Origin of the sequence: Enterobacter sp. JBIWA005 (genome assembly GCF_019968805.1) — a bacterium.
Classification (GTDB): Bacteria; Pseudomonadota; Gammaproteobacteria; order Enterobacterales; family Enterobacteriaceae; genus Enterobacter; species Enterobacter vonholyi.
Genome location: NZ_CP074159.1, coordinates 1,262,875 through 1,281,886 on the forward strand (window position 1 = coordinate 1,262,875; position 19,012 = coordinate 1,281,886).

19 protein-coding genes are annotated in these 19,012 nt (G+C 54.3%); 1 reads left to right on the forward strand and 18 read right to left on the reverse strand.

The window, feature by feature from the left end; genetic code table 11:
• Position 1 precedes the first annotated feature (1 nt).
• The 14 genes from lipA to leuS form a co-directional block, all read right to left on the reverse strand.
• Positions 2–967 carry a lipoyl synthase gene (gene lipA, locus KGP22_RS05935; protein WP_028019480.1) on the reverse strand — a complete coding sequence of 322 codons (966 nt, stop codon included), beginning with the start codon at positions 965–967 and terminating at the stop codon, positions 2–4.
• A 207-nt stretch (positions 968–1,174) separates the two neighbouring features.
• On the reverse strand, positions 1,175–2,128 hold the full coding sequence (locus tag KGP22_RS05940; protein ID WP_223581583.1) for a YbeF family transcriptional regulator: 954 nt from the start codon (positions 2,126–2,128) through the stop codon (positions 1,175–1,177).
• A gap of 291 nt (positions 2,129–2,419) precedes the next feature.
• Positions 2,420–3,061 (reverse strand): lipoyl(octanoyl) transferase LipB, encoded by a 642-nt coding sequence (lipB, locus tag KGP22_RS05945; RefSeq protein WP_223581585.1) that lies wholly within the window; start codon positions 3,059–3,061, stop codon positions 2,420–2,422.
• A gap of 94 nt (positions 3,062–3,155) precedes the next feature.
• Positions 3,156–3,419 carry a DUF493 family protein YbeD gene (gene ybeD, locus KGP22_RS05950; RefSeq protein ID WP_006177135.1) on the reverse strand — a complete coding sequence of 88 codons (264 nt, stop codon included), beginning with the start codon at positions 3,417–3,419 and terminating at the stop codon, positions 3,156–3,158.
• Positions 3,420–3,525: 106 nt separating this feature from the next.
• A complete protein-coding gene (gene dacA / locus KGP22_RS05955; protein WP_136195346.1) occupies positions 3,526–4,737 on the reverse strand; it encodes a D-alanyl-D-alanine carboxypeptidase DacA in 1,212 nt (403 codons plus the stop codon).
• Positions 4,738–4,876: 139 nt separating this feature from the next.
• A complete protein-coding gene (gene rlpA / locus KGP22_RS05960; RefSeq protein WP_111964397.1) occupies positions 4,877–5,989 on the reverse strand; it encodes an endolytic peptidoglycan transglycosylase RlpA in 1,113 nt (370 codons plus the stop codon).
• Positions 5,990–6,005: 16 nt separating this feature from the next.
• Entirely contained in the window at positions 6,006–7,118 is a 1,113-nt protein-coding gene (gene mrdB, locus KGP22_RS05965) for a peptidoglycan glycosyltransferase MrdB (protein ID WP_023310746.1), read from the reverse strand.
• Between the two features lie 2 nt (positions 7,119–7,120).
• On the reverse strand, positions 7,121–9,022 hold the full coding sequence (gene mrdA, locus KGP22_RS05970) for a peptidoglycan DD-transpeptidase MrdA (RefSeq protein WP_008501038.1): 1,902 nt from the start codon (positions 9,020–9,022) through the stop codon (positions 7,121–7,123).
• Positions 9,023–9,050: 28 nt separating this feature from the next.
• Positions 9,051–9,518, reverse strand: a complete 468-nt coding sequence (gene rlmH / locus KGP22_RS05975; protein WP_003858701.1) for a 23S rRNA (pseudouridine(1915)-N(3))-methyltransferase RlmH — start codon at positions 9,516–9,518, stop codon at positions 9,051–9,053.
• 3 nt (positions 9,519–9,521) lie between these two features.
• Positions 9,522–9,839, reverse strand: coding sequence for a ribosome silencing factor (gene rsfS, locus KGP22_RS05980; protein ID WP_023334893.1), 318 nt, complete (start codon positions 9,837–9,839; stop codon positions 9,522–9,524).
• A 269-nt stretch (positions 9,840–10,108) separates the two neighbouring features.
• A complete protein-coding gene (gene nadD / locus KGP22_RS05985) occupies positions 10,109–10,774 on the reverse strand; it encodes a nicotinate-nucleotide adenylyltransferase (protein WP_136195347.1) in 666 nt (221 codons plus the stop codon).
• Entirely contained in the window at positions 10,767–11,798 is a 1,032-nt protein-coding gene (holA, locus tag KGP22_RS05990; protein ID WP_223582399.1) for a DNA polymerase III subunit delta, read from the reverse strand. Before holA ends, nadD begins: the two co-directional genes overlap by 8 nt.
• Positions 11,798–12,367, reverse strand: a complete 570-nt coding sequence (lptE, locus tag KGP22_RS05995) for an LPS assembly lipoprotein LptE (RefSeq protein ID WP_111964394.1) — start codon at positions 12,365–12,367, stop codon at positions 11,798–11,800. The genes holA and lptE overlap by 1 nt, the downstream gene beginning before the upstream one ends.
• Before the next feature lie 14 nt (positions 12,368–12,381).
• Positions 12,382–14,964, reverse strand: a complete 2,583-nt coding sequence (gene leuS / locus KGP22_RS06000) for a leucine--tRNA ligase (protein WP_146749031.1) — start codon at positions 14,962–14,964, stop codon at positions 12,382–12,384.
• Between the two features lie 214 nt (positions 14,965–15,178).
• On the opposite strand from leuS, the gene KGP22_RS06005 reads away from it, so the two are divergent.
• Complete coding sequence (locus KGP22_RS06005; protein ID WP_111964474.1) at positions 15,179–15,661, forward strand: zinc ribbon-containing protein; 483 nt, start codon at positions 15,179–15,181, stop codon at positions 15,659–15,661.
• A gap of 63 nt (positions 15,662–15,724) precedes the next feature.
• Here the strand turns inward: KGP22_RS06005 and rihA are convergent, their stop codons facing one another.
• The 4 genes from rihA to gltJ form a co-directional block, all read right to left on the reverse strand.
• Positions 15,725–16,663, reverse strand: a complete 939-nt coding sequence (gene rihA / locus KGP22_RS06010; RefSeq protein ID WP_223581588.1) for a pyrimidine-specific ribonucleoside hydrolase RihA — start codon at positions 16,661–16,663, stop codon at positions 15,725–15,727.
• 120 nt (positions 16,664–16,783) lie between these two features.
• Positions 16,784–17,509 carry an amino acid ABC transporter ATP-binding protein gene (locus KGP22_RS06015; RefSeq protein WP_014883001.1) on the reverse strand — a complete coding sequence of 242 codons (726 nt, stop codon included), beginning with the start codon at positions 17,507–17,509 and terminating at the stop codon, positions 16,784–16,786.
• Complete coding sequence (gene gltK / locus KGP22_RS06020; RefSeq protein WP_111964391.1) at positions 17,509–18,183, reverse strand: glutamate/aspartate ABC transporter permease GltK; 675 nt, start codon at positions 18,181–18,183, stop codon at positions 17,509–17,511. The genes KGP22_RS06015 and gltK overlap by 1 nt, the downstream gene beginning before the upstream one ends.
• Complete coding sequence (gltJ, locus tag KGP22_RS06025; RefSeq protein WP_008501048.1) at positions 18,183–18,923, reverse strand: glutamate/aspartate ABC transporter permease GltJ; 741 nt, start codon at positions 18,921–18,923, stop codon at positions 18,183–18,185. Before gltJ ends, gltK begins: the two co-directional genes overlap by 1 nt.
• Between the last annotated feature and the right edge of the window lie 89 nt (positions 18,924–19,012).

The window sequence follows — 19,012 nt, forward strand, 5'->3', positions numbered from 1 at the left end:
ATTATTTCACTTCTTCGCCTTTAGCCTGCATATCGGCATGGTATGAAGAGCGAACAAATGGGCCGCATGCTGCGTGGGTGAAGCCCATAGCCATCGCTTCGGCTTTCATTTCATCGAACTCGTCCGGGCTCACGTAGCGCTGTACCGGCAGGTGGTGACGGCTTGGCTGGAGATACTGTCCCAGGGTCAACATGGTCACACCGTGGCGGCGAAGATCGCGCATAACCTCGATGATTTCGTCGTTAGTTTCACCCAGACCCACCATCAGACCAGACTTAGTCGGAATATGTGGATGCGCTTCTTTGAAACGCTCCAGTAGTTTCAGAGACCAGTTATAGTCAGCACCCGGGCGTACCTGACGGTAGATACGCGGCACGTTCTCCAGATTGTGGTTAAACACATCTGGCGGCGTAGCGGTGAGGATATCCAGCGCGCGGTCCATACGGCCACGGAAGTCTGGCACCAGCGTCTCGATTTTGATGTTTGGACTTTTCTCGCGAATGGCCGTAATACAGTCGGCGAAGTGCTGCGCTCCGCCGTCACGCAGATCGTCACGGTCAACGGAGGTGATAACTACGTAACGCAGCGCCATGTCGGCGATAGTCTGCGCTAGCTTCTGGGGTTCGTTAGCATCAGGTGCGACTGGACGGCCATGAGCAACATCGCAGAACGGGCAGCGACGGGTACAGATAGCACCCAGAATCATAAACGTCGCGGTACCGTGATTGAAACATTCAGCAAGGTTCGGACAAGAGGCTTCTTCACAAACGGAGTGAAGGCCATTCTTGCGCATCGCCGCTTTGATCCCCTGGATACGCGAAGAGTCGGCCGGAAGTTTGATTTTCATCCATTCCGGTTTTCTTAACAGCGCCTCGCGCTCTGTAGCCACGTTTTTAACCGGGATAAGGGCCATTTTATCGGCATCGCGGTATTTAACACCGCGTTCCATCACAATGGGTTTACTCATAGCGTGCGTGTTCCAGTTGCGAATATCGAAGGAAAGCGTTTCAATTCAAGGGAATGTTGTATTTATCAACTATTTTTGAACGAACGACAGGCAGTATATCATTGAAACGGTCGTTAAAGCAGCCTGCCAGATCGCCAATTTGTAAAATAGTTGTTGTTTTGTGCCTTTTGCCCTGCCCGTTGCAGGGACTTGTGCTGGGTAAACCTGTCAGAAGGCCTGACGGATAATGCGGATGATGTTTTCCAGGACCGGATCGCGCAAACTCAGCTTGTTATAATGCAGTGAAATCTCGATAGATTCCGCATTAAGCTGGCTGAGCGGAATGCTTTCCAGCGGCCAGCATTTTCGTAGCAGACCGTACAGGCGTGATGGCATAACGCACAGCATGTCGCTGCTACCGATCAGGGATGCGGTGGTAAACATATTGTAGCTGCTGAAGCTGATCTGTCGTTCAGGGAAAATTTCATCAATGCGCTGACGAAGTGTATGGTTAGACTGCCCTTCGGTCATGAAAGACGAATGGTCGTAGTTGCGAAGGTTTTCGATGGTCAACGGCTCGCTAAGAGCAGGATGCTGCTGGCGGCAAACCAGCACCAGATTATCTGCATAGAGCACATTTTGACCCAGAGCTCTGGCACTGAAGCTGCCGCTTTCTATAATCAGGTCCGTCTGGAACTGGGCAAGTTGAATGTCAGGTTCATTGAGAGGCACATTGCGAAGCAGGAGTTGCGGAGCATGCTCTTTCACGGCCTGAAAGATCGCAGGCATGACCAGTACACCCACAGAAGGGGAACAGCCGATGGTGATGGTTCTTTGCTTATCATAGCTCCCGGTTAAATCCAGTGCGCCCAGAATCGACTCCAGACCCTGGCTGATGTACTCATGCAGATGCGTGGCGTAAGCCGTCGGCGTTACCCCCTGGCCCTTACGGATAAATAACGGGTCAGGAAATATAGCGCGCAGCTTTTGGATTGACTGGCTTATTGCTGAAGGCGTGAGATTAAGAATTTTCGCAGCGTTAACGATACCCTTATGGACATATACTGCCTCAAAAATAGTCAATAAATTGAGATCAATATTACGTAAAGTCCGAAAAATTTGCGGCTTGTCTTCGCCACCAGGTTCATTCAGTCGTTTGGCTGGTAAATTATTATACTCCACGCTTTCACTCCGTATACATTCACAATATGAATGATAGTTGAATTTATTTATTATGCTTGTAGAGATTCGTAAAGTGTTGGTTTTGTTTCACTTGTTTATCAAAAGCAAACACTTGTGTGATAATTGCTCACGTTACTTATGCCGTGTTTGCCGTACTTGCTGGAGGCTAAATAATATGTAGCGGTAATATTCGGGCGCTTCGAAAATATAGAATCTGTGGATTATTGTAAAGCGCAAAAACGGTAAATAAACGGTGGCCCGCCAAATTAGCGAGCCATGTTGTATGATATATTAAGCAGCGATATATTCGTGTGGGGGATAGTTAAGTAGTGCTAAAACATTCTTCAAAAGCACGGGACGAATACTGTCTGGCGTAGCGGTTTCAACCCACTGACGCACTTGCGTCATTTCCATGCCGGCGTAGCCGCAGGGGTTTATGCGCTGGAAAGGGGCGAGATCCATATTAATGTTCAATGCCAGGCCGTGGAACGAGCAGCCTTTACGAATACGCAGCCCCAGAGAGCAGATCTTCATTTCCCCAACGTACACCCCAGGCGCATCGGCTCGCGGATGCGCATCAATATCATATTCCGCCAGCGTGTTGACGACAGTTTGTTCCAGTAAGGTAACCAGTTCGCGGACGCCCAGCTTTCTGCGCTTCAGGTTGAGCAGGACGTACATCACCTGCTGCCCGGGTCCATGGTAAGTGACCTGACCGCCGCGATCGCTCTGAATAACCGGGATATCTCCCGTCATTAACAAATGTTCTGCTTTACCCGCCTGACCCTGAGTAAATACCGGCAGGTGTTCGACAAGCCAGATCTCATCCGGGGTGCTGTCATCGCGTGAATCGGTGAAGTCATGCATAGCCTGGGAGACAGGCTCATAAGGTTGCAGCCCGAGGTGACGGACCAGAATTTTATCCTGATACAAAACTGCGTCTCCGAAGACGAGGGACAAAAGGTGTGCGGGATTATATCACAGCGGGGAGAGGGGTTACCCGGCAAACCGGGTAACCGCGAAGGGGCTACAGCACCATACGAACAATTTCGATATTGCCGAGTTCTTCGTAAAGCGTTTCAACCTGCTCAATATGTGTCGCAGTGATGGTAATAGAAACCGAGTGGTAGTTGCCCTTGCTGCTTGGTTTTACTGACGGAGAGTAGTCACCGGGCGCATGGCGCTGTACCACTTCAACCACCTGATCAACCAGCTCAGGTTTCGCCAGACCCATTACTTTGTAGGTAAATGAGGTAGGGAATTCAAGCAGTTCGTTAAGTTTGGTTTTCATGTCAGCTCCGGCGTAACGTCAAAAAATAATAACTCCCACGTCAGGTGGGAGTTATCAGGATACTTAGTATATGGGGATCAAAATCACACTTTCAAGTGTTCAATTTTTAACCAAACCAGTGGTGGAACATCAATTTAATGTAATCAATGATTTTTCCGAAGAAATTGCCTTCAGGAATTTCTTGCAGGACCACCAGCGGACGCTGATCGATCGTTTTGCCATCCAGCTGGAAGTTGATCGTGCCCACAACCTGGTTTTTCTGCAGCGGGGCGTGCAGCTCGGTGCTGTTCAGTACGTAGCTGGCTTTCAGATCCTTCATACGACCACGCGGAATGGTCAGATAGAGATCTTTATCAACACCGAGTGAAGCACGGTCATTGTCGCCAAACCAGACGGGTTCAGATGCAAACTCTTTGCCTGCTTTCAGTGGGTTCACGGTTTCGAAGAAACGGAAGCCCCAGGTCAGCAGCTTCTTGCTTTCTGTTTCACGGCCTTTAAAGGTGCGGCCGCCCATCACGGCAGAGATCAGACGCATCTGACCTTCAGTGGCAGAGGCCACCAGGTTGTAACCCGCTTTGTCGGTGTGGCCAGTTTTGATGCCGTCAACGTTCAGGCTGTTATCCCACAGCAGACCGTTACGGTTGGTTTGACGAATACCGTTGAAGGTGAACTCTTTCTCTTTATAGATAGAGTATTCATTGGGGACATCGCGGATCAGCGCCTGACCAATCAGCGCCATGTCACGTGCGGAGCTGTACTGGCCTTCTGCATCCAGGCCGTGTACGGTCTGGAAATGGCTATTTTTCAGACCCAGCGCGTTCACGTAGCTGTTCATCAGGCCCACGAAGGCGTCCTGGCTACCGGCGGCGAAATCGGCCATTGCCACACAGGCGTCGTTACCCGACTGCAGGTTGATACCGCGAATCAGCTGGGAAACAGGAACCTGCATACCCGGCTTCAGGAACATCAGAGAGGAACCTTTGAAAACAGGGTTCCCGGTTGCCCACGCATCGTTACCGATGGTGACCAGATCCGATTCTTTGAATTTACCCGCCTTCATCGCCTGGCCGATAACGTAGCTGGTCATCATTTTGGTCAGGCTGGCCGGGTCACGGCGGGCATCGGCATTCTGTTCTGCCAGCACTTTGCCAGAGTTGTAATCGATCAGGATGTAGGATTCCGCGTCGATTTGCGGAACGCCAGGGATCATGGTCTTGATATTCAGGTCATCGGCGTGAGCTGCAGAGAGCGCAGCCGCGCAAAGGGCCGTGGTCAGCGCCATGCGCTGCACAAAACGAGCAGAAAAAGTGGTCTTCATGGTCAGAACTACGACATCCGTGATGGAATTAAAAAAAGTGCCTTACTATAGCAAATGCTATTCAGGCAGGCATCCGACTTTAAGCATGAGTTTGTGAATGCGTTTTACACAAACTGACAATTCGGATACCGCCGGTTAATTATTTTGCAACAGCGATAAATGACTGAAGCTGAGCTTCATTCTGCAGACGCTGCTGCAAGGATGCGGCCTGCGATTTGCTGGCAAACGGCCCCATCTGAATGCGCCAGACCGCACCGTTCTGCTCAACGCGTCCAGGTACGCCAAACTGCTGGCTCAGACGCTGCTGATACTGTTTGGCCCGGGCCTGATCGCTCACTGCACCGACCTGAACCACATAGCTGCCGCTGGCTGCTGTTGGAGCCGCCACCGCCGCACTTTGCGTGGCCGCGGGCGCCGTTACGGGAGCCGGCTGGGTTGCTGGCGCGGCAACGGGAGCAGGGGCTGGAGTAGGCTCACTGCCTTCCAGCACGCCCGAGGCTAAGGTCGTTGGGGCGCCAAGAAAACCGCTACTCTTTACCGGCGCGCCGGTAGAATCCTCGCTTTGCAGCGTATCATTACTGATCGGGCGTATTTCTCCCCCCGGCTGAGCAGGCTCTGCCGGAGACGAGACGCTTCCCATTCCGCCGTCAAGATTTGGGCGGTCAGGAAGGGCATAGGTCTGTTTTGCGACCGTCGTACACGCGGTTCCCGGCCCGGAGAGCGAACCATCCTGCGCGACGATAATCGGGTCAATACGGACCTTGGTGTTGTTCGAGGTGTTCAGGCGATCGGCAGACGCGCGCGACAGGGAAATCACCCGGTCATTCCCGTACGGGCCGCGGTCGTTGATGCGCACGACGATCATACGGCCGTTCGCCAGGTTGGTGATACGGGCGTAGCTCGGGATAGGCAGCGTCGGATGTGCTGCCGTCAGCTGCATTGGGTCGAACGCTTCCCCGGATGCCGTCAGGTTACTGCCTGGCTCGGCATCATAAATGGCGGCAAAGCCCGCCTGACTGAAACGGGAAGGGTCCTGAACAATTTTATAGCTTTTGCCGTCGCGCTCGTAATCCTGATTGGCACTGGCATTGAGCGGTTCATAAACGGGATCGGCACCGCTGATTTCAACGATCGGGCCATTACACACCGCAGGCTGCGGCGGCGCGACGGTTGCCTGTTGCTGACCATCATCACTTGTGCAGGCCGCAAGTAAACTTGCCGCAATGCAGATCCCCAGCCACTGCTTACGCATTCCGATCCCCTTATTTTTATACGCTTTTTGACAACATTTTTCTGTGGGTATGGATCGACATTACGATACCAAACCCGGCCATCAACACGATCAGTGCCGAGCCTCCGTAACTCACCAGCGGCAGCGGTACGCCTACCACCGGCAGAATACCACTCACCATACCAATATTTACGAAGACATAAACGAATAAAATCAGCATCAACCCGCCAGCCATGACGCGACCAAAGGTGGTTTGCGCGCGTGCTGCAATCCACAATCCACGCATGATCAGCAGTACATAAAGCGCCAGCAATATTAAGATGCCAACCAGTCCCAGTTCTTCCGCCAGTACGGCAAAGATAAAGTCGGTGTGGCGTTCCGGTAAAAATTCCAGCTGAGACTGCGTGCCGTGCAGCCAGCCTTTACCGCGCAGCCCGCCGGAGCCAATCGCAATCTTTGACTGAATAATATGATAGCCCGCGCCCAGCGGATCGGTTTCCGGATCGAGCAGCATCATAACGCGCTGGCGCTGGTAGTCATGCATCAGGAAGAACCACAGGATAGGAATGAAAGCCGCAATCAGCACCACCGCGATACCAATCAGGCGCCAGCTCAGTCCCGACAGGAACAGGACAAACAGGCCGGAGAGGGCAATAAGGATTGAGGTTCCCAGGTCAGGCTGTGCCGCAACCAGCAGCGTTGGCAGGAAAATCAGCACCAGCGCGATAGCGGTATTCTTCAGAGACGGCGGACAGACGTCGCGGTTGATAAAGCGTGCCACCATCAGTGGAACGGCGATTTTGGCAATTTCAGAGGGCTGGAAGCGGACAACGCCCAGATCCAGCCAGCGCTGCGCCCCTTTTGAAATGGCGCCAAACGCATCGACCGCAACCAGCAGAATAATACAGAAGATGTAGAGATAGGGCGCCCAGCCTTCGTAGACGCGCGGCGGGATCTGCGCCATCACCACCATGATAATTAGACCCATGGCGATCTGGCCGATTTTGCGCTCCATCATCCCGATGTCCTGGCCGCTGGCGCTCCAGATAACCAGCGCGCTGTAAACCAGCAGAGCCAGCAGGATCAGCAGCATGGCTGGGTCGATGTGGATTTTGTCCCACAGCGATTTTTTATTTGGATTATCCGTCATGATTATTGGTCCTCCGCCGCAGCGGCGGCCGGGTTTTCAGCCGGCAGTTCGGTGTTGTTATCACCCAGCATAATGTGGTCAAGGATCTGGCGCATGATGGTCCCTACTGCAGGCCCGGCACCGCCGTTCTCGAGAATCATCGCCACCGCGACCTGCGGGTTGTCATAAGGAGCAAATGCCGTCATCAGCTTATGGTCACGCAGACGTTCAGCAATGCGGTGCGCGTTATAGGTTTCATTGGCCTTAAGACCAAACACCTGCGCAGTACCGGACTTCGCCGCCACTTTGTACGGCGTCCCGGCGAAATACTTGTGTGCGGTACCGTTCGGGCGGTTTGCCACGCCGTACATACCGTCTTTCGCAATTTCCCAGAAGCCTGAATGTATGTCACCCACCGGGGCTTCATGCGGCTGGTTCCACGGCACTTTTTTGCCGTCTTCAACCGTACTCTGAAGCAGATGCGGCACTTTCACCACGCCGTCATTGATGAGGATCATCATGGCTTTGTTCATCTGAAGCGGCGTTGCCGTCCAGTAGCCCTGACCGATACCCACCGGAATGGTGTCGCCCTGATACCACGGTTTTTTAAAGCGCTTCAGCTTCCATTCGCGCGTCGGCATGTTGCCGGAGCGTTCTTCTGCAAGGTCAACGCCGGTATAGTGTCCGTAGCCGAATTTGCTCATCCATTCTGACAGGCGGTCGATCCCCATGTCATACGCCACCTGATAGAAGAAGGTATCCGCAGACTCCTCCAGCGATTTGGTGACGTTCAGATGACCGTGGCCCCATTTTTTCCAGTCACGATAGCGCTTATCTGAGCCAGGTAGCTGCCACCAGCCCGGGTCAAACAGGCTGGTATTACGGTTGATGACGCCGGCACTCAGCGCAGAAACCGCGACGTACGGTTTAACCGTTGATGCTGGCGGGTAAACCCCTTGCGTTGCACGGTTCACCAGCGGCGTGTTCGGATCGTTCAGCAGACCGGAATAGTCTTTACTGGATATGCCGTCAACGAAGAGGTTCGGGTCATAGCTAGGCATGGAGACCATCGCCAGGATGCCGCCGGTACGAGGATCGGTGACCACAACGGCTGCACGACTGCCCGCCAGCAGGGTTTCAATATACTGCTGAAGCTTGAGGTCGAGCGTCAGATAGACGTCATGCCCCGCCTGAGGCGGCACTTCTTTCAGCTGGCGGATCACGCGGCCACGGTTGTTAACCTCAACCTCTTCATAGCCGGTTTGCCCGTGCAGAACGTCTTCGTAGTAACGTTCGATCCCCAGCTTACCGATATCGTGCGTTGCGGCGTAGTTGGCCAGCTTGCCGTCTTTATCAAGACGGTCAACGTCTTTGTCGTTAATTTTGGAGACGTAGCCAATTACATGCGTTAGGGCGGAGCCGTAGGGATAGTAGCGACGCTTATAGCCCTTCACTTCCACGCCGGGGAAACGGTACTGGTTCACCGCAAAGCGGGCCACCTGAACTTCCGTCAGATTGGTTTTAACCGGAATGGAGGTAAAACGGTGGGAGCGGGCGCGCTCTTTTTTGAAGGCGGCGATATCGTCATCGTTAAGGTCGACAACGCTCTTTAGCGCTTCCAGCGTATCCTGAACGTTATCGACTTTTTCCGGCATCATCTCGATTTGATAGATGGTGCGGTTTAGCGCCAGCGGGGTGCCGTTACGATCGTAAATAATGCCGCGGCTGGGTGCGATAGGCACCAGCTTAATACGGTTTTCGTTTGAACGCGTCTGGTAGTCGGTAAAGCGGACAATTTGCAGATTATAAAGGTTGGCGATCAGCACGCCGGTAAGCAGCAAAATCCCGGTAAAGGCGACCAGCGCCCGGCGCACAAACAGCGCGGACTCAGCCGTATAGTCGCGAAAAGAATTCTGTAGTTTCATCCGCTGCTTAATCTACCCTGGTCAGTCATTACTCGCGGTGATAGGGGTGGTTGGTAGTAATGCTCCACGCGCGATACAGGCTTTCAGCCACCAGTACCCGAACGAGCGGGTGGGGAAGCGTCAGCGCGGAGAGGGACCAACTTTGTTCAGCCGCCGCTTTGCAGGCAGGGGATAACCCTTCTGGCCCGCCAATCAACAGACTGACGTCACGGCCATCCTGCTTCCAGCGCTCCAGTTCATGCGCCAGCTGCGGCGTATCCCAGGGCTTACCTGGAATATCGAGGGTGACGATGCGGTTCTTGCCTGCGGCAGCCAGCATCAGTTCGCCCTCTTTATCGAGAATACGTTTGATATCAGCGTTCTTGCCGCGCTTACCGGCGGGAATTTCCACCAGCTCGAACGGCATGTCTTTTGGAAAACGACGCAGATATTCAGTAAAACCGGTTTGTACCCAGTCCGGCATTTTGGTGCCGACGGCGACCAGCTGCAACTTCACGCATTAACCCCAGAGCTTTTCCAGCTCATACAGGCGACGGCTCTCGTCCTGCATGACGTGGACAATCACATCGCCGAGGTCGACCACCACCCAGTCAGCCGTCGCTTCACCTTCAACGCCCAGCGGCAACAGCCCTGCTGCACGCGATTCCTGAACCACGTGATCGGCAATTGAAACAACATGACGCGTCGATGTACCGGTGCAGATGATCATGCAGTCGGTAATACTGGATTTACCCTTAACGTCGATAGCGATGATGTCCTGACCTTTCAGGTCATCAATTTTGTCAATAACAAAATCCTGGAGTGCTTTACCCTGCAAGTTTTCCCCCTGGGGTGAATGAGATTGTAAAACTTTGAATTCGTAGCCAGACAGTATACCTGAACTCACGCCTGTGTCGGGACAAATGTCTCCGGTCGGGCTTCAGAAGGCGGGTATCATCCCACCCTCCGCCTGAGATTGCATCGCCATTTTTGTAAAACAATTTCTGTAAAGCAATTATCGGCGGGAAAGTCTGGCAGCGGAGAATAACAGTATGGCTTACCCTGTCAAGGCAGGATAAACAATAAGCCCCTTTTTATGCCCTCCGGCTATTCATCTGCGCTTTTCTGATACAAACCGTGCGCATGGATATAGGCTAACACCGGTGCGGGGAGCAGATCGTCACAGGCTAAACCCTGCTGTAAACGCTCACGAATGAGGGTCGCAGAGATATCGAACCACGGCGTTTCCGCCAGATAGATCTTCCCGGCAGGCTGATTGTGAAGATCTTCAACATTATCGGTGAGATGGTCTTCCAGCCACTGCTGGTACTGCGCTTCGCGCATGGTCAGCGGATAGCCCGGACGGCGGCAGACCAGCAAATGGCTGTTGTCCAGAATAGTTTCATACTGATGCCATGTGGGGAAATTCAGCAGGGAATCCTGGCCGATGATAAACGCCAGCGGCTGGTCTGGCCCTTGTTCGGCGCGCCACTCCTGAAGCGTCTGAGATGTCCAGGAGGGTGTGTCGCGACGCAGCTCACGCTCGTCAAGTCGGAAGAGGGGTTTATCCGCTATGGCAAGGGCAAGCATCTCTTTTCGCTGCTCGCTGGTCGCCTCGGGCTGTGGACGATGGGGCGGGACATTGTTGGGCATAATGGTGACGCGCTGAAGGCCGATCAGATTCGCCAGAATTTCAACCGGCTTCAGATGCCCGTAATGTACCGGGTCGAAGGTGCCGCCATATAAGGCCTGTAAAGAATGCATGCTATCCATCAATAAAAACGTCTGCCAGCGCCTTGTGGCAGAGCAGCAGAGAAAGGCTTTCCAGCTCCGCCCACACCGACTGGCCGTAATCTTGTTTTAACGTGAGCTCTGCGCGCATCAGAAGCTGTACAGCCTGACGAAGCTGTTCATGACTCAGGCGGTTGACGGCCTCTGTGGTCAAAGCCCGGCGATTTTGCCACACGCGGTGTTTATCAAACAGCGAACGCAGCGGCGTATGGGCAGACTGACGCTTGAGCGTAATCAGCAGCAGTAATTCGCGCTGCAGCGTACGCAGCAGAATAACGGGTTCGCTCCCTTCGAGACGCAGCTGTTGCAGAATATGCAGGGCGCGTTTGCTTTTCGCCGACAGCAGCGCGTCCACCCAGTGGAACGGCGTGAAGTGTGCCGCGTCGTTAACGGCCTGCTCGACGCGCGGCAAGGTCAGCTTGCCATCCGGCCAGAGCAGGGAGAGTCTGTCCAGCGCCTGTGCCAGTGCAAGCAGATTGCCTTCATAGCAGTAGCAGAGCAGTTGGTTCGCCGCATCATCCAGCTGAAGGTTGTTCTGCTTCGCTCTCGCTGCGACCCATTTTGGCAGATGCGCCTGTTCAGGCGTCTGACAGGTGACCTGCACCGCGTGGGCTGCGAGTTGGGTGAACCACGCCGCGTTTTCCTGCGCTTTGGTGAGCTTGTTACCGCGCACAATCAGCAGCAGATCGCTGTGAAGCAGGCTGACTAGCGTGGCCAGCTGTTCATTGATGGCCGCGTTAGGGCCGTTCTCCGGCAGCAGGATCTGAATAGTCTGGCGCGACGCAAAAAGGCTCATCGCCTGACAGAGTGAGAAGAGGGCATTCCAGTCGGTGCTGTTATCCAGCTGGACGGTGTGGTGTTCATCGAAGCCCTGAGAAGCGGCCTCATGCCGCACGGCATCAAGGCTTTCCTGAAGTAATAACGGATCGTTTCCAAGAAGCAGATACGCCGCGCGCAGCCCTTCTTTGAGCTGCGCGCGGAGTTGTTCAGGATACAGCCTGATCATCATTTACCCAGAGAGTTAGCAGCAGGAAGCGTGCCGGCAACCGGTTTTTCAACAATGTCAGAGCCTTGTTTGGTAGACGCTGCAATACTTGGCAGTTTACGGATTAGCTGTTCCGCCGCCTTGTCGTACATTTCGTTGATGATAATCTGCTGTTCGGCATCTTTTGCCAGCGCCGTCTGCGGGTTATCGAAGAACGAACGGTACACTTTCGTGCTGATCGGATAGATGTCTTTACCCGGGATCAGGACCGCTGCGCTGACCGTCAGCACCATCTGATATTCAGCTGTACGGCCATCCTGGAAGATAGAAGCGGTATCTCTCGACAGACCTCCTCCTATAATACGCAGAGACGGTACATCCTGGCGCAGCGTTTGTTTTTCAACAAGCTCAACGCCGTTCAGACGTAGCTGATTACGAATTGCCCGGCTGAGTGGGCCATTCGGATCTGATGAGTCGAAAATCATCGTTTTCATCTCAGCAGGCACCGCCGTGGTATTGCGCAGGTGCCATCCGCAGCCAGCGGTGACAAGCACCGCCAGTGATAAGAGTATTGTTGCCAGTTGTCGCACGTTTCCTCCCGCGCTTAGCCAACGACCAGATTGAGCAGTTTACCCGGTACGTAGATCACTTTACGTACGGTAACGCCCTCAAGATATTTTGCGACCAGAGGTTCCTGACCCGCGCGCTCGCGAACCTGTTCTTCGGTTGCATCGACCGCCACGGTAATTTTACCGCGGACTTTACCGTTCACCTGAACCACTACCAGCGTCGTGTTTTCCACCATCGCTGCTTCGTCAGCCTGCGGCCACGGCGCGTTGTCGATATCTCCTTCGCCTTTCAGCTCCTGCCACAGGGTGAAGCTAACGTGTGGAGTGAACGGGTTCAGCATGCGAACAACAGCCAGCAGTGCTTCACGCATTAAGGCGCGATCCTGCTCACCGTCCTGCGGGGCTTTCGCCAGCTTGTTCATCAGTTCCATAATAGCCGCAATTGCGGTATTGAAGGTCTGACGACGACCAATATCATCGGTTACTTTTGCAATCGTTTTATGAACATCACGACGCAGCGCCTGCTGATCTTCAGTCAGTGCGGCGGCGTTCAGCGCTGGGGCATCACCCAGAGCAGTATGTTCGTAAACCAGTTTCCAGACGCGTTTCAGGAAACGGTTAGCGCCTTCAACGCCAGATTCCTGCCACTCCAGAGTCATATCAGCCGGAGAGGCAAACATCATGAACAGACGAACGGTGTCTGCACCGTAGCGCTCAACCATCACCTGTGGGTCGATACCGTTGTTTTTCGACTTGGACATCTTGCTCATGCCGGTATAAACCAGTTCATGACCTTCGGCGTCTTTCGCCTTCACGATACGGCCTTTCTCGTCGCGCTCGACAATGGCATCAACCGGAGAAACCCAGTTACGCTCGCCGTTGGCGCCGACGTAATAGAATGCATCTGCCAACACCATGCCCTGGCACAGTAGCTGTTTGGCCGGTTCGTCAGAGTTCACCATGCCCGCATCGCGCATCAGCTTGTGGAAGAAGCGGAAGTAGAGCAGGTGCATGATGGCGTGTTCAATGCCGCCGATGTAGATATCTACCGGCAGCCAGTAGTTTGCCGCTTTGGAATCCAGCATGCCTTCCTGATACTGCGGGCAGGTGTAGCGCGCATAGTACCAGGATGATTCCATAAAGGTGTCAAAGGTGTCGGTTTCACGCAGCGCAGGCTGACCGTTGACGGTGGTTTTTGCCCACTCAGGATCGGCTTTGATCGGGCTGGTGATGCCGTCCATGACGACGTCTTCCGGCAGGATCACCGGCAGCTGATCTTCCGGCGTTGGCATCACGGTGCCATCTTCCAGCGTCACCATTGGGATTGGTGCACCCCAGTAACGCTGACGGGATACGCCCCAGTCGCGCAGACGGAAGTTAACCTTACGCTCACCCACGCCCAGAGAGGCCAGCTTATCGGCGATGGCGTTGAAGCCCTCTTCGAAGCTCAGACCGCTGAACTCGCCGGAGTTGAACAAGGTACCTTTTTCGGTCAGCGCTTGTTCAGACAGGTCTGGTTCTGAACCGTCAGCCGCCAGGATAACAGGCTTGATGGTCAGGCCATATTTGGTGGCAAATTCGTAGTCGCGCTGATCGTGACCCGGAACGGCCATCACGGCGCCTGTGCCGTATTCCATCAGTACGAAGTTGGCGGCCCAGACAGGGATCGCTTCGCCAGTCAGCGGGTGAATGGCTTTAAAGCCGGTATCAACGCCTTTTTTCTCCATCGTTGCCATATCGGCTTCGGCCACTTTGGTGTTGCGGCACTCGTCGATGAAGGTGGCCAGTTCCGGATTGTTTTCTGCCGCTTTCTGCGCCAGCGGGTGACCTGCGGCCACGGCCAGGTAGGTCGCGCCCATGAAGGTGTCCGGACGGGTGGTGTAGACGGTCAGGGTCTGGTCGTAGTTCTCAACGTTGAAGGTAATTTCTACGCCTTCAGAACGGCCGATCCAGTTGCGCTGCATGGTTTTAACGGTATCTGGCCAGTGGTCCAGGTTATCCAGATCGTTCAGCAGCTCATCAGCGTAAGCGGTGATTTTGATAAACCACTGTGGGATCTCTTTACGCTCAACTTTAGTGTCGCAGCGCCAGCAGCAGCCATCAATAACCTGTTCGTTCGCGAGAACGGTTTGGTCGTTCGGACACCAGTTAACGGCAGAAGTCTTCTTATACACCAGCCCTTTTTTGTACAGCTCGGTGAAGAACTTCTGCTCCCAGCGATAGTATTCTGGCGTACAGGTTGCCAGCTCGCGGCTCCAGTCATAGCCAAAGCCCAGCATTTTGAGCTGGTTTTTCATGTACGCGATGTTGTCGTACGTCCACGGTGCCGGCGCCGTATTATTTTTTACCGCCGCGCCTTCCGCAGGAAGACCGAACGCATCCCAGCCGATAGGCTGGAGCACGTTTTTGCCGAGCATGCGCTGGTAACGCGCAATCACATCGCCGATGGTGTAGTTACGCACGTGGCCCATGTGTAGTCGACCAGAAGGATAGGGAAGCATCGACAGGCAGTAATACTTCTCTTTGCTCTCGTCTTCGGTTACTTCAAAGGTGCGCTTCTCGTCCCAGTGTTGCTGGACTTTTGATTCTATCTCTTCCGGGCGGTATTGCTCTTGCATGGCAGCCAGTGGTCCTGTTTTCAATACAGCTACAAATGTAGCCAATGGATGTGGTAATTCAGATCCGCATAGCATAGCCCAAACGCCCGCGTCAAAACAGCCTTTCGCACAAATGCGCTTTGCAGGAATTTACCGGGTCTGTGCTTCACCTGACAAAGCGGCGATGAAATAAGGTCTATTATTAGAAATAGTTACTTACCCGGGAGGCAAAATGATGAACAAGGTTGCTCAATTTTACCGCGAACTGGTGGCGACACTGACGGAACGGCTGCGTAACGGCGAGCGCGATATCGATGCGCTGGTGGAGCAGGCGCGTGCCCGCGTGTCGCAAACGGGTGAGTTAACGCGAACCGAAGTGGAAGAGGTGACGCGTGCCGTGCGTCGCGATCTGGAGGAGTTCGCGCGCAGCTACCAGGAGAGCCAGGAGGAGGTCACGGACAGCGTTTTCATGCGGGTGATCAAAGAGAGCCTGTGGCAAGAGCTGGCCGACATCACGGATAAAACGCAGCTGGAATGGCGCGAGGTCTTTCAGGATTTGAACCACCACGGTGTGTACCACAGCGGTGAGGTGGTCGGGCTGGGAAATCTGGTGTGCGAGAATTGCCACCACCATATTGCGGTCTATACGCCGGACGTGCTGCCGCTGTGTCCGAAATGCGGCCACGATCAGTTCCAGCGTCGGCCGTTTGAGCCCTAAGTAAAGCGCAGGTTTGCGCCCTCTCCCTGTGGGAGAGGGCCGGGGTGAGGGCATCAGGCCGCACTACGCACTATAGTAAGCCAGCCTCTCCGCCAGCAAATCCACAAACGCCTCCCGGTCAATATCCACCATCACCGTGGTATTCGGTTTATTCCCCGTCAGAGAGTAGTAGTCCACCACCGTCATGCCTTGGGTGTATTTCCCCTGCGTTTCGACGCCAACCCATCTGTGAACCGTAGTAAACATCTCCGGTTTTAACAGCCAGGCAATGGTGCACGGATCGTGCAGCGGCGCGCCGTGGAAGCCCCACTTCTCGGCTTTGTGATACTCCATAAAGAAGTCGAGCAGCTCAGCCACGGTTGTCGCGACTGGATTACCCACGGCACGGAAGCGCTCAATGTCGTCTGCCATAATCTGTGCGCGATGGGTCACGTCCAGCCCTGCCATCACAACTGGCAAGCCTGACTGGAACACAATCTCCGCCGCTTCCGGGTCGACAAAAATGTTGAATTCTGCGGACGGCGTCCAGTTTCCCAGCCCCATGGCTCCGCCCATGATGACGATACGGGCGATTTTACCGTGCAGTTCAGGATGGCAGTTCAGCAGCAGCGCGACGTTGGTTTGCGGTCCCGTTGCCACCAGCGTGACGGGCTCCGCGCTCTCGCGCAGCACCTTCGCCATCAGCTCCACGGCGGTACAGTTTTGCGGCGTAAAGCCCGGCTCCGGCAGTACCGGACCGTCCAGCCCGCTTTCACCATGCACGTTATCCGCGATAATTAATTCACGCATCAGGGGCTTGAGGGCGCCACCGGCGACGGGAATATCGGTGCGCCCAAGCAGCGTCAGCATGCGCAAAACGTTACGCAGGGTTTTATCCGGCGTCTGGTTTCCGGCGGAAGAGGTGACGGCTTTGACGTCGAGTTCAGGGGAGGCAAGTGCAAGAACGAGCGCGATCGCGTCATCATGACCCGGATCGCAATCGAAAATGATAGGTTGTGCCATAGCGTTCTCCATTCATAGCGTTATTTTGTGACAAGGTTAACGCTGCAATGTGACGCCGAATAGACAAAGAGAGTTAAAGCGTGAAGCAGTGCGCAATCCGCAGATTGCGCACCGGGAAGATTAATGCAGGATTTTGGCGAGGAAATCTTTCGCACGTTCAGATTTCGGGTTGGCGAAGAACTCCTCTTTCGGAGAATCTTCGACAATTTTCCCTTCGTCCATAAAGATCACGCGGTTGGCCACCTTACGGGCGAAGCCCATTTCGTGGGTCACAACCATCATGGTCATCCCTTCGTGCGCCAGCTCGACCATTACGTCCAGCACTTCGTTGATCATCTCTGGATCGAGCGCCGACGTGGGCTCATCAAACAGCATCGCCACCGGATCCATGCACAGCGCGCGGGCGATCGCCACACGCTGCTGTTGGCCGCCGGAGAGCTGCGCCGGGAACTTATCGGCATGCGCCGAGAGCCCAACGCGTTCCAGGAGCTTAAGGCCTTTCTCGCGCGACGCTTTTTTATCACGCTTTAGCACTTTTACCTGAGCCAGCGTCAGGTTCTCAATAATGGAGAGGTGTGGGAACAGCTCAAAATGCTGGAACACCATGCCAACGTGAGAGCGAAGCTGGGCGAGATTGGTTTTCTTGTCGTTGACTTTGGTGCCGTTGACGACGATCTCACCCTGCTGGACCGGCTCCAGTCCGTTAACGGTTTTGATCAGCGTCGATTTACCGGAACCGGACGGCCCGCACACCACTACCACGTCACCTTTTTTTACCTCGGTGGAGCAGTCTGTCAGCACCTGAAAGTGCCCATACCATTTAGAAACATTTTTCAGGGAAATCATTATACCGTCCTTTTCTTCAGCCAGCTGACCAACAGCGACGCGCTTAAACTAATCACAAAATAGACCGCACCCGCAAAGAGCACCATCTCAACCTGCGTACCATCACGCTCACCGATGGTTGACGCGGTACGGAAGAAGTCTGCCAGGCTCAGCACGTAGACCAGCGAGGTATCCTGGAACAACACGATACCCTGGGTAAGCAGGAGCGGAACCATGGCGCGAAACGCCTGCGGCAGAATAATGAGCTGCATGGACTGCCAGTGCGTCATCCCCAGGGCCAGCGCGGCGCTGGATTGCCCACGGGAGATACTCTGAATGCCCGCTCGGATAATCTCAGAGTAGTAAGCGGCCTCAAACATTGAGAACGCCACCATGGCGGAGATCAGACGGATATCGGTTTTCGGCGACAGCCCCAGCACGTTTTGCAGGAAGCCGGGCACGATCAGGTAAAACCACAGCAGCACCATTACCAGCGGGATGGAGCGGAACACGTTAACGTAGGCGGTCGCAAACCATGCGAGCGGCTTAAAGCTCGACAGGCGCATGACGGCCAGCAGGGTGCCCCAGACGATACCGACGATGATGGCAATGACGGTGATTTTTAAGGTAATCATCAGTCCATCAAGCAGGTAAGGCATGGATGGAACGACAGAACTCCAGTCAAATTCGTACATTATTTGCCCCCCATGTTGCCCGGCAGGCGAATTTTGCGTTCAACCAGGTTCATCACCAGCATGATGAAAGCGTTAATCAGAACATACGCGAGCGTGATCGCGGTGAAGGATTCCCACGCGTGAGCGGAGTAATCCAGCAGTTTGCCCGCCTGCGCGGCCATATCGACCAGGCCGATAGTCGAGGCGATGGCCGAGTTTTTCACCAGGTTCATCATCTCTGAGGTCATCGGTGGAACGATAACGCGGTAGGCGTTTGGCAGCAGCACGTAGCGGTAGGTTTGGGGCAGCGTCAGGCCCATCGCCAGGCCCGCATTTTTTTGTCCGCGCGGCAATGACTGAATGGCGGCACGCACCTGCTCGCAAACGCGCGCAGCGGTAAACAGCCCCAGACACATCATGGAGGAGACAAAGAACTGCACGTTCGGATCCAGTTCAGACTTGAACCACATGCCAATATTTTCCGGCAGCAGTTCCGGGATAACCAGATACCAGGTAAAGAATTGCACGATCAGCGGAACGTTACGGAACAGTTCCACATACAGGGTGCCAAGTGTTGAAAGAAAGCGGTTAGGGACGGTGCGCAGAATACCGAACAAAGAACCGACAAGAAACGCGATAATCCACGCCGTTATCGATAATGCCACGGTGACCTGAAAGCCGCTCCACAGCCAGCCAAGATAGGTGGTGTTGCCGAACGGGGCTTGTTGCAGGAATATGCCCCAGTTCCAGTCGATTGACATAATAAACTCCAGAAAAAAAAGGGTAGCAGCGCTACCCTCGAAGATTGGTGAGAAGCTCATTTTTCGCGCTGAGTGGGGAACGACCACTC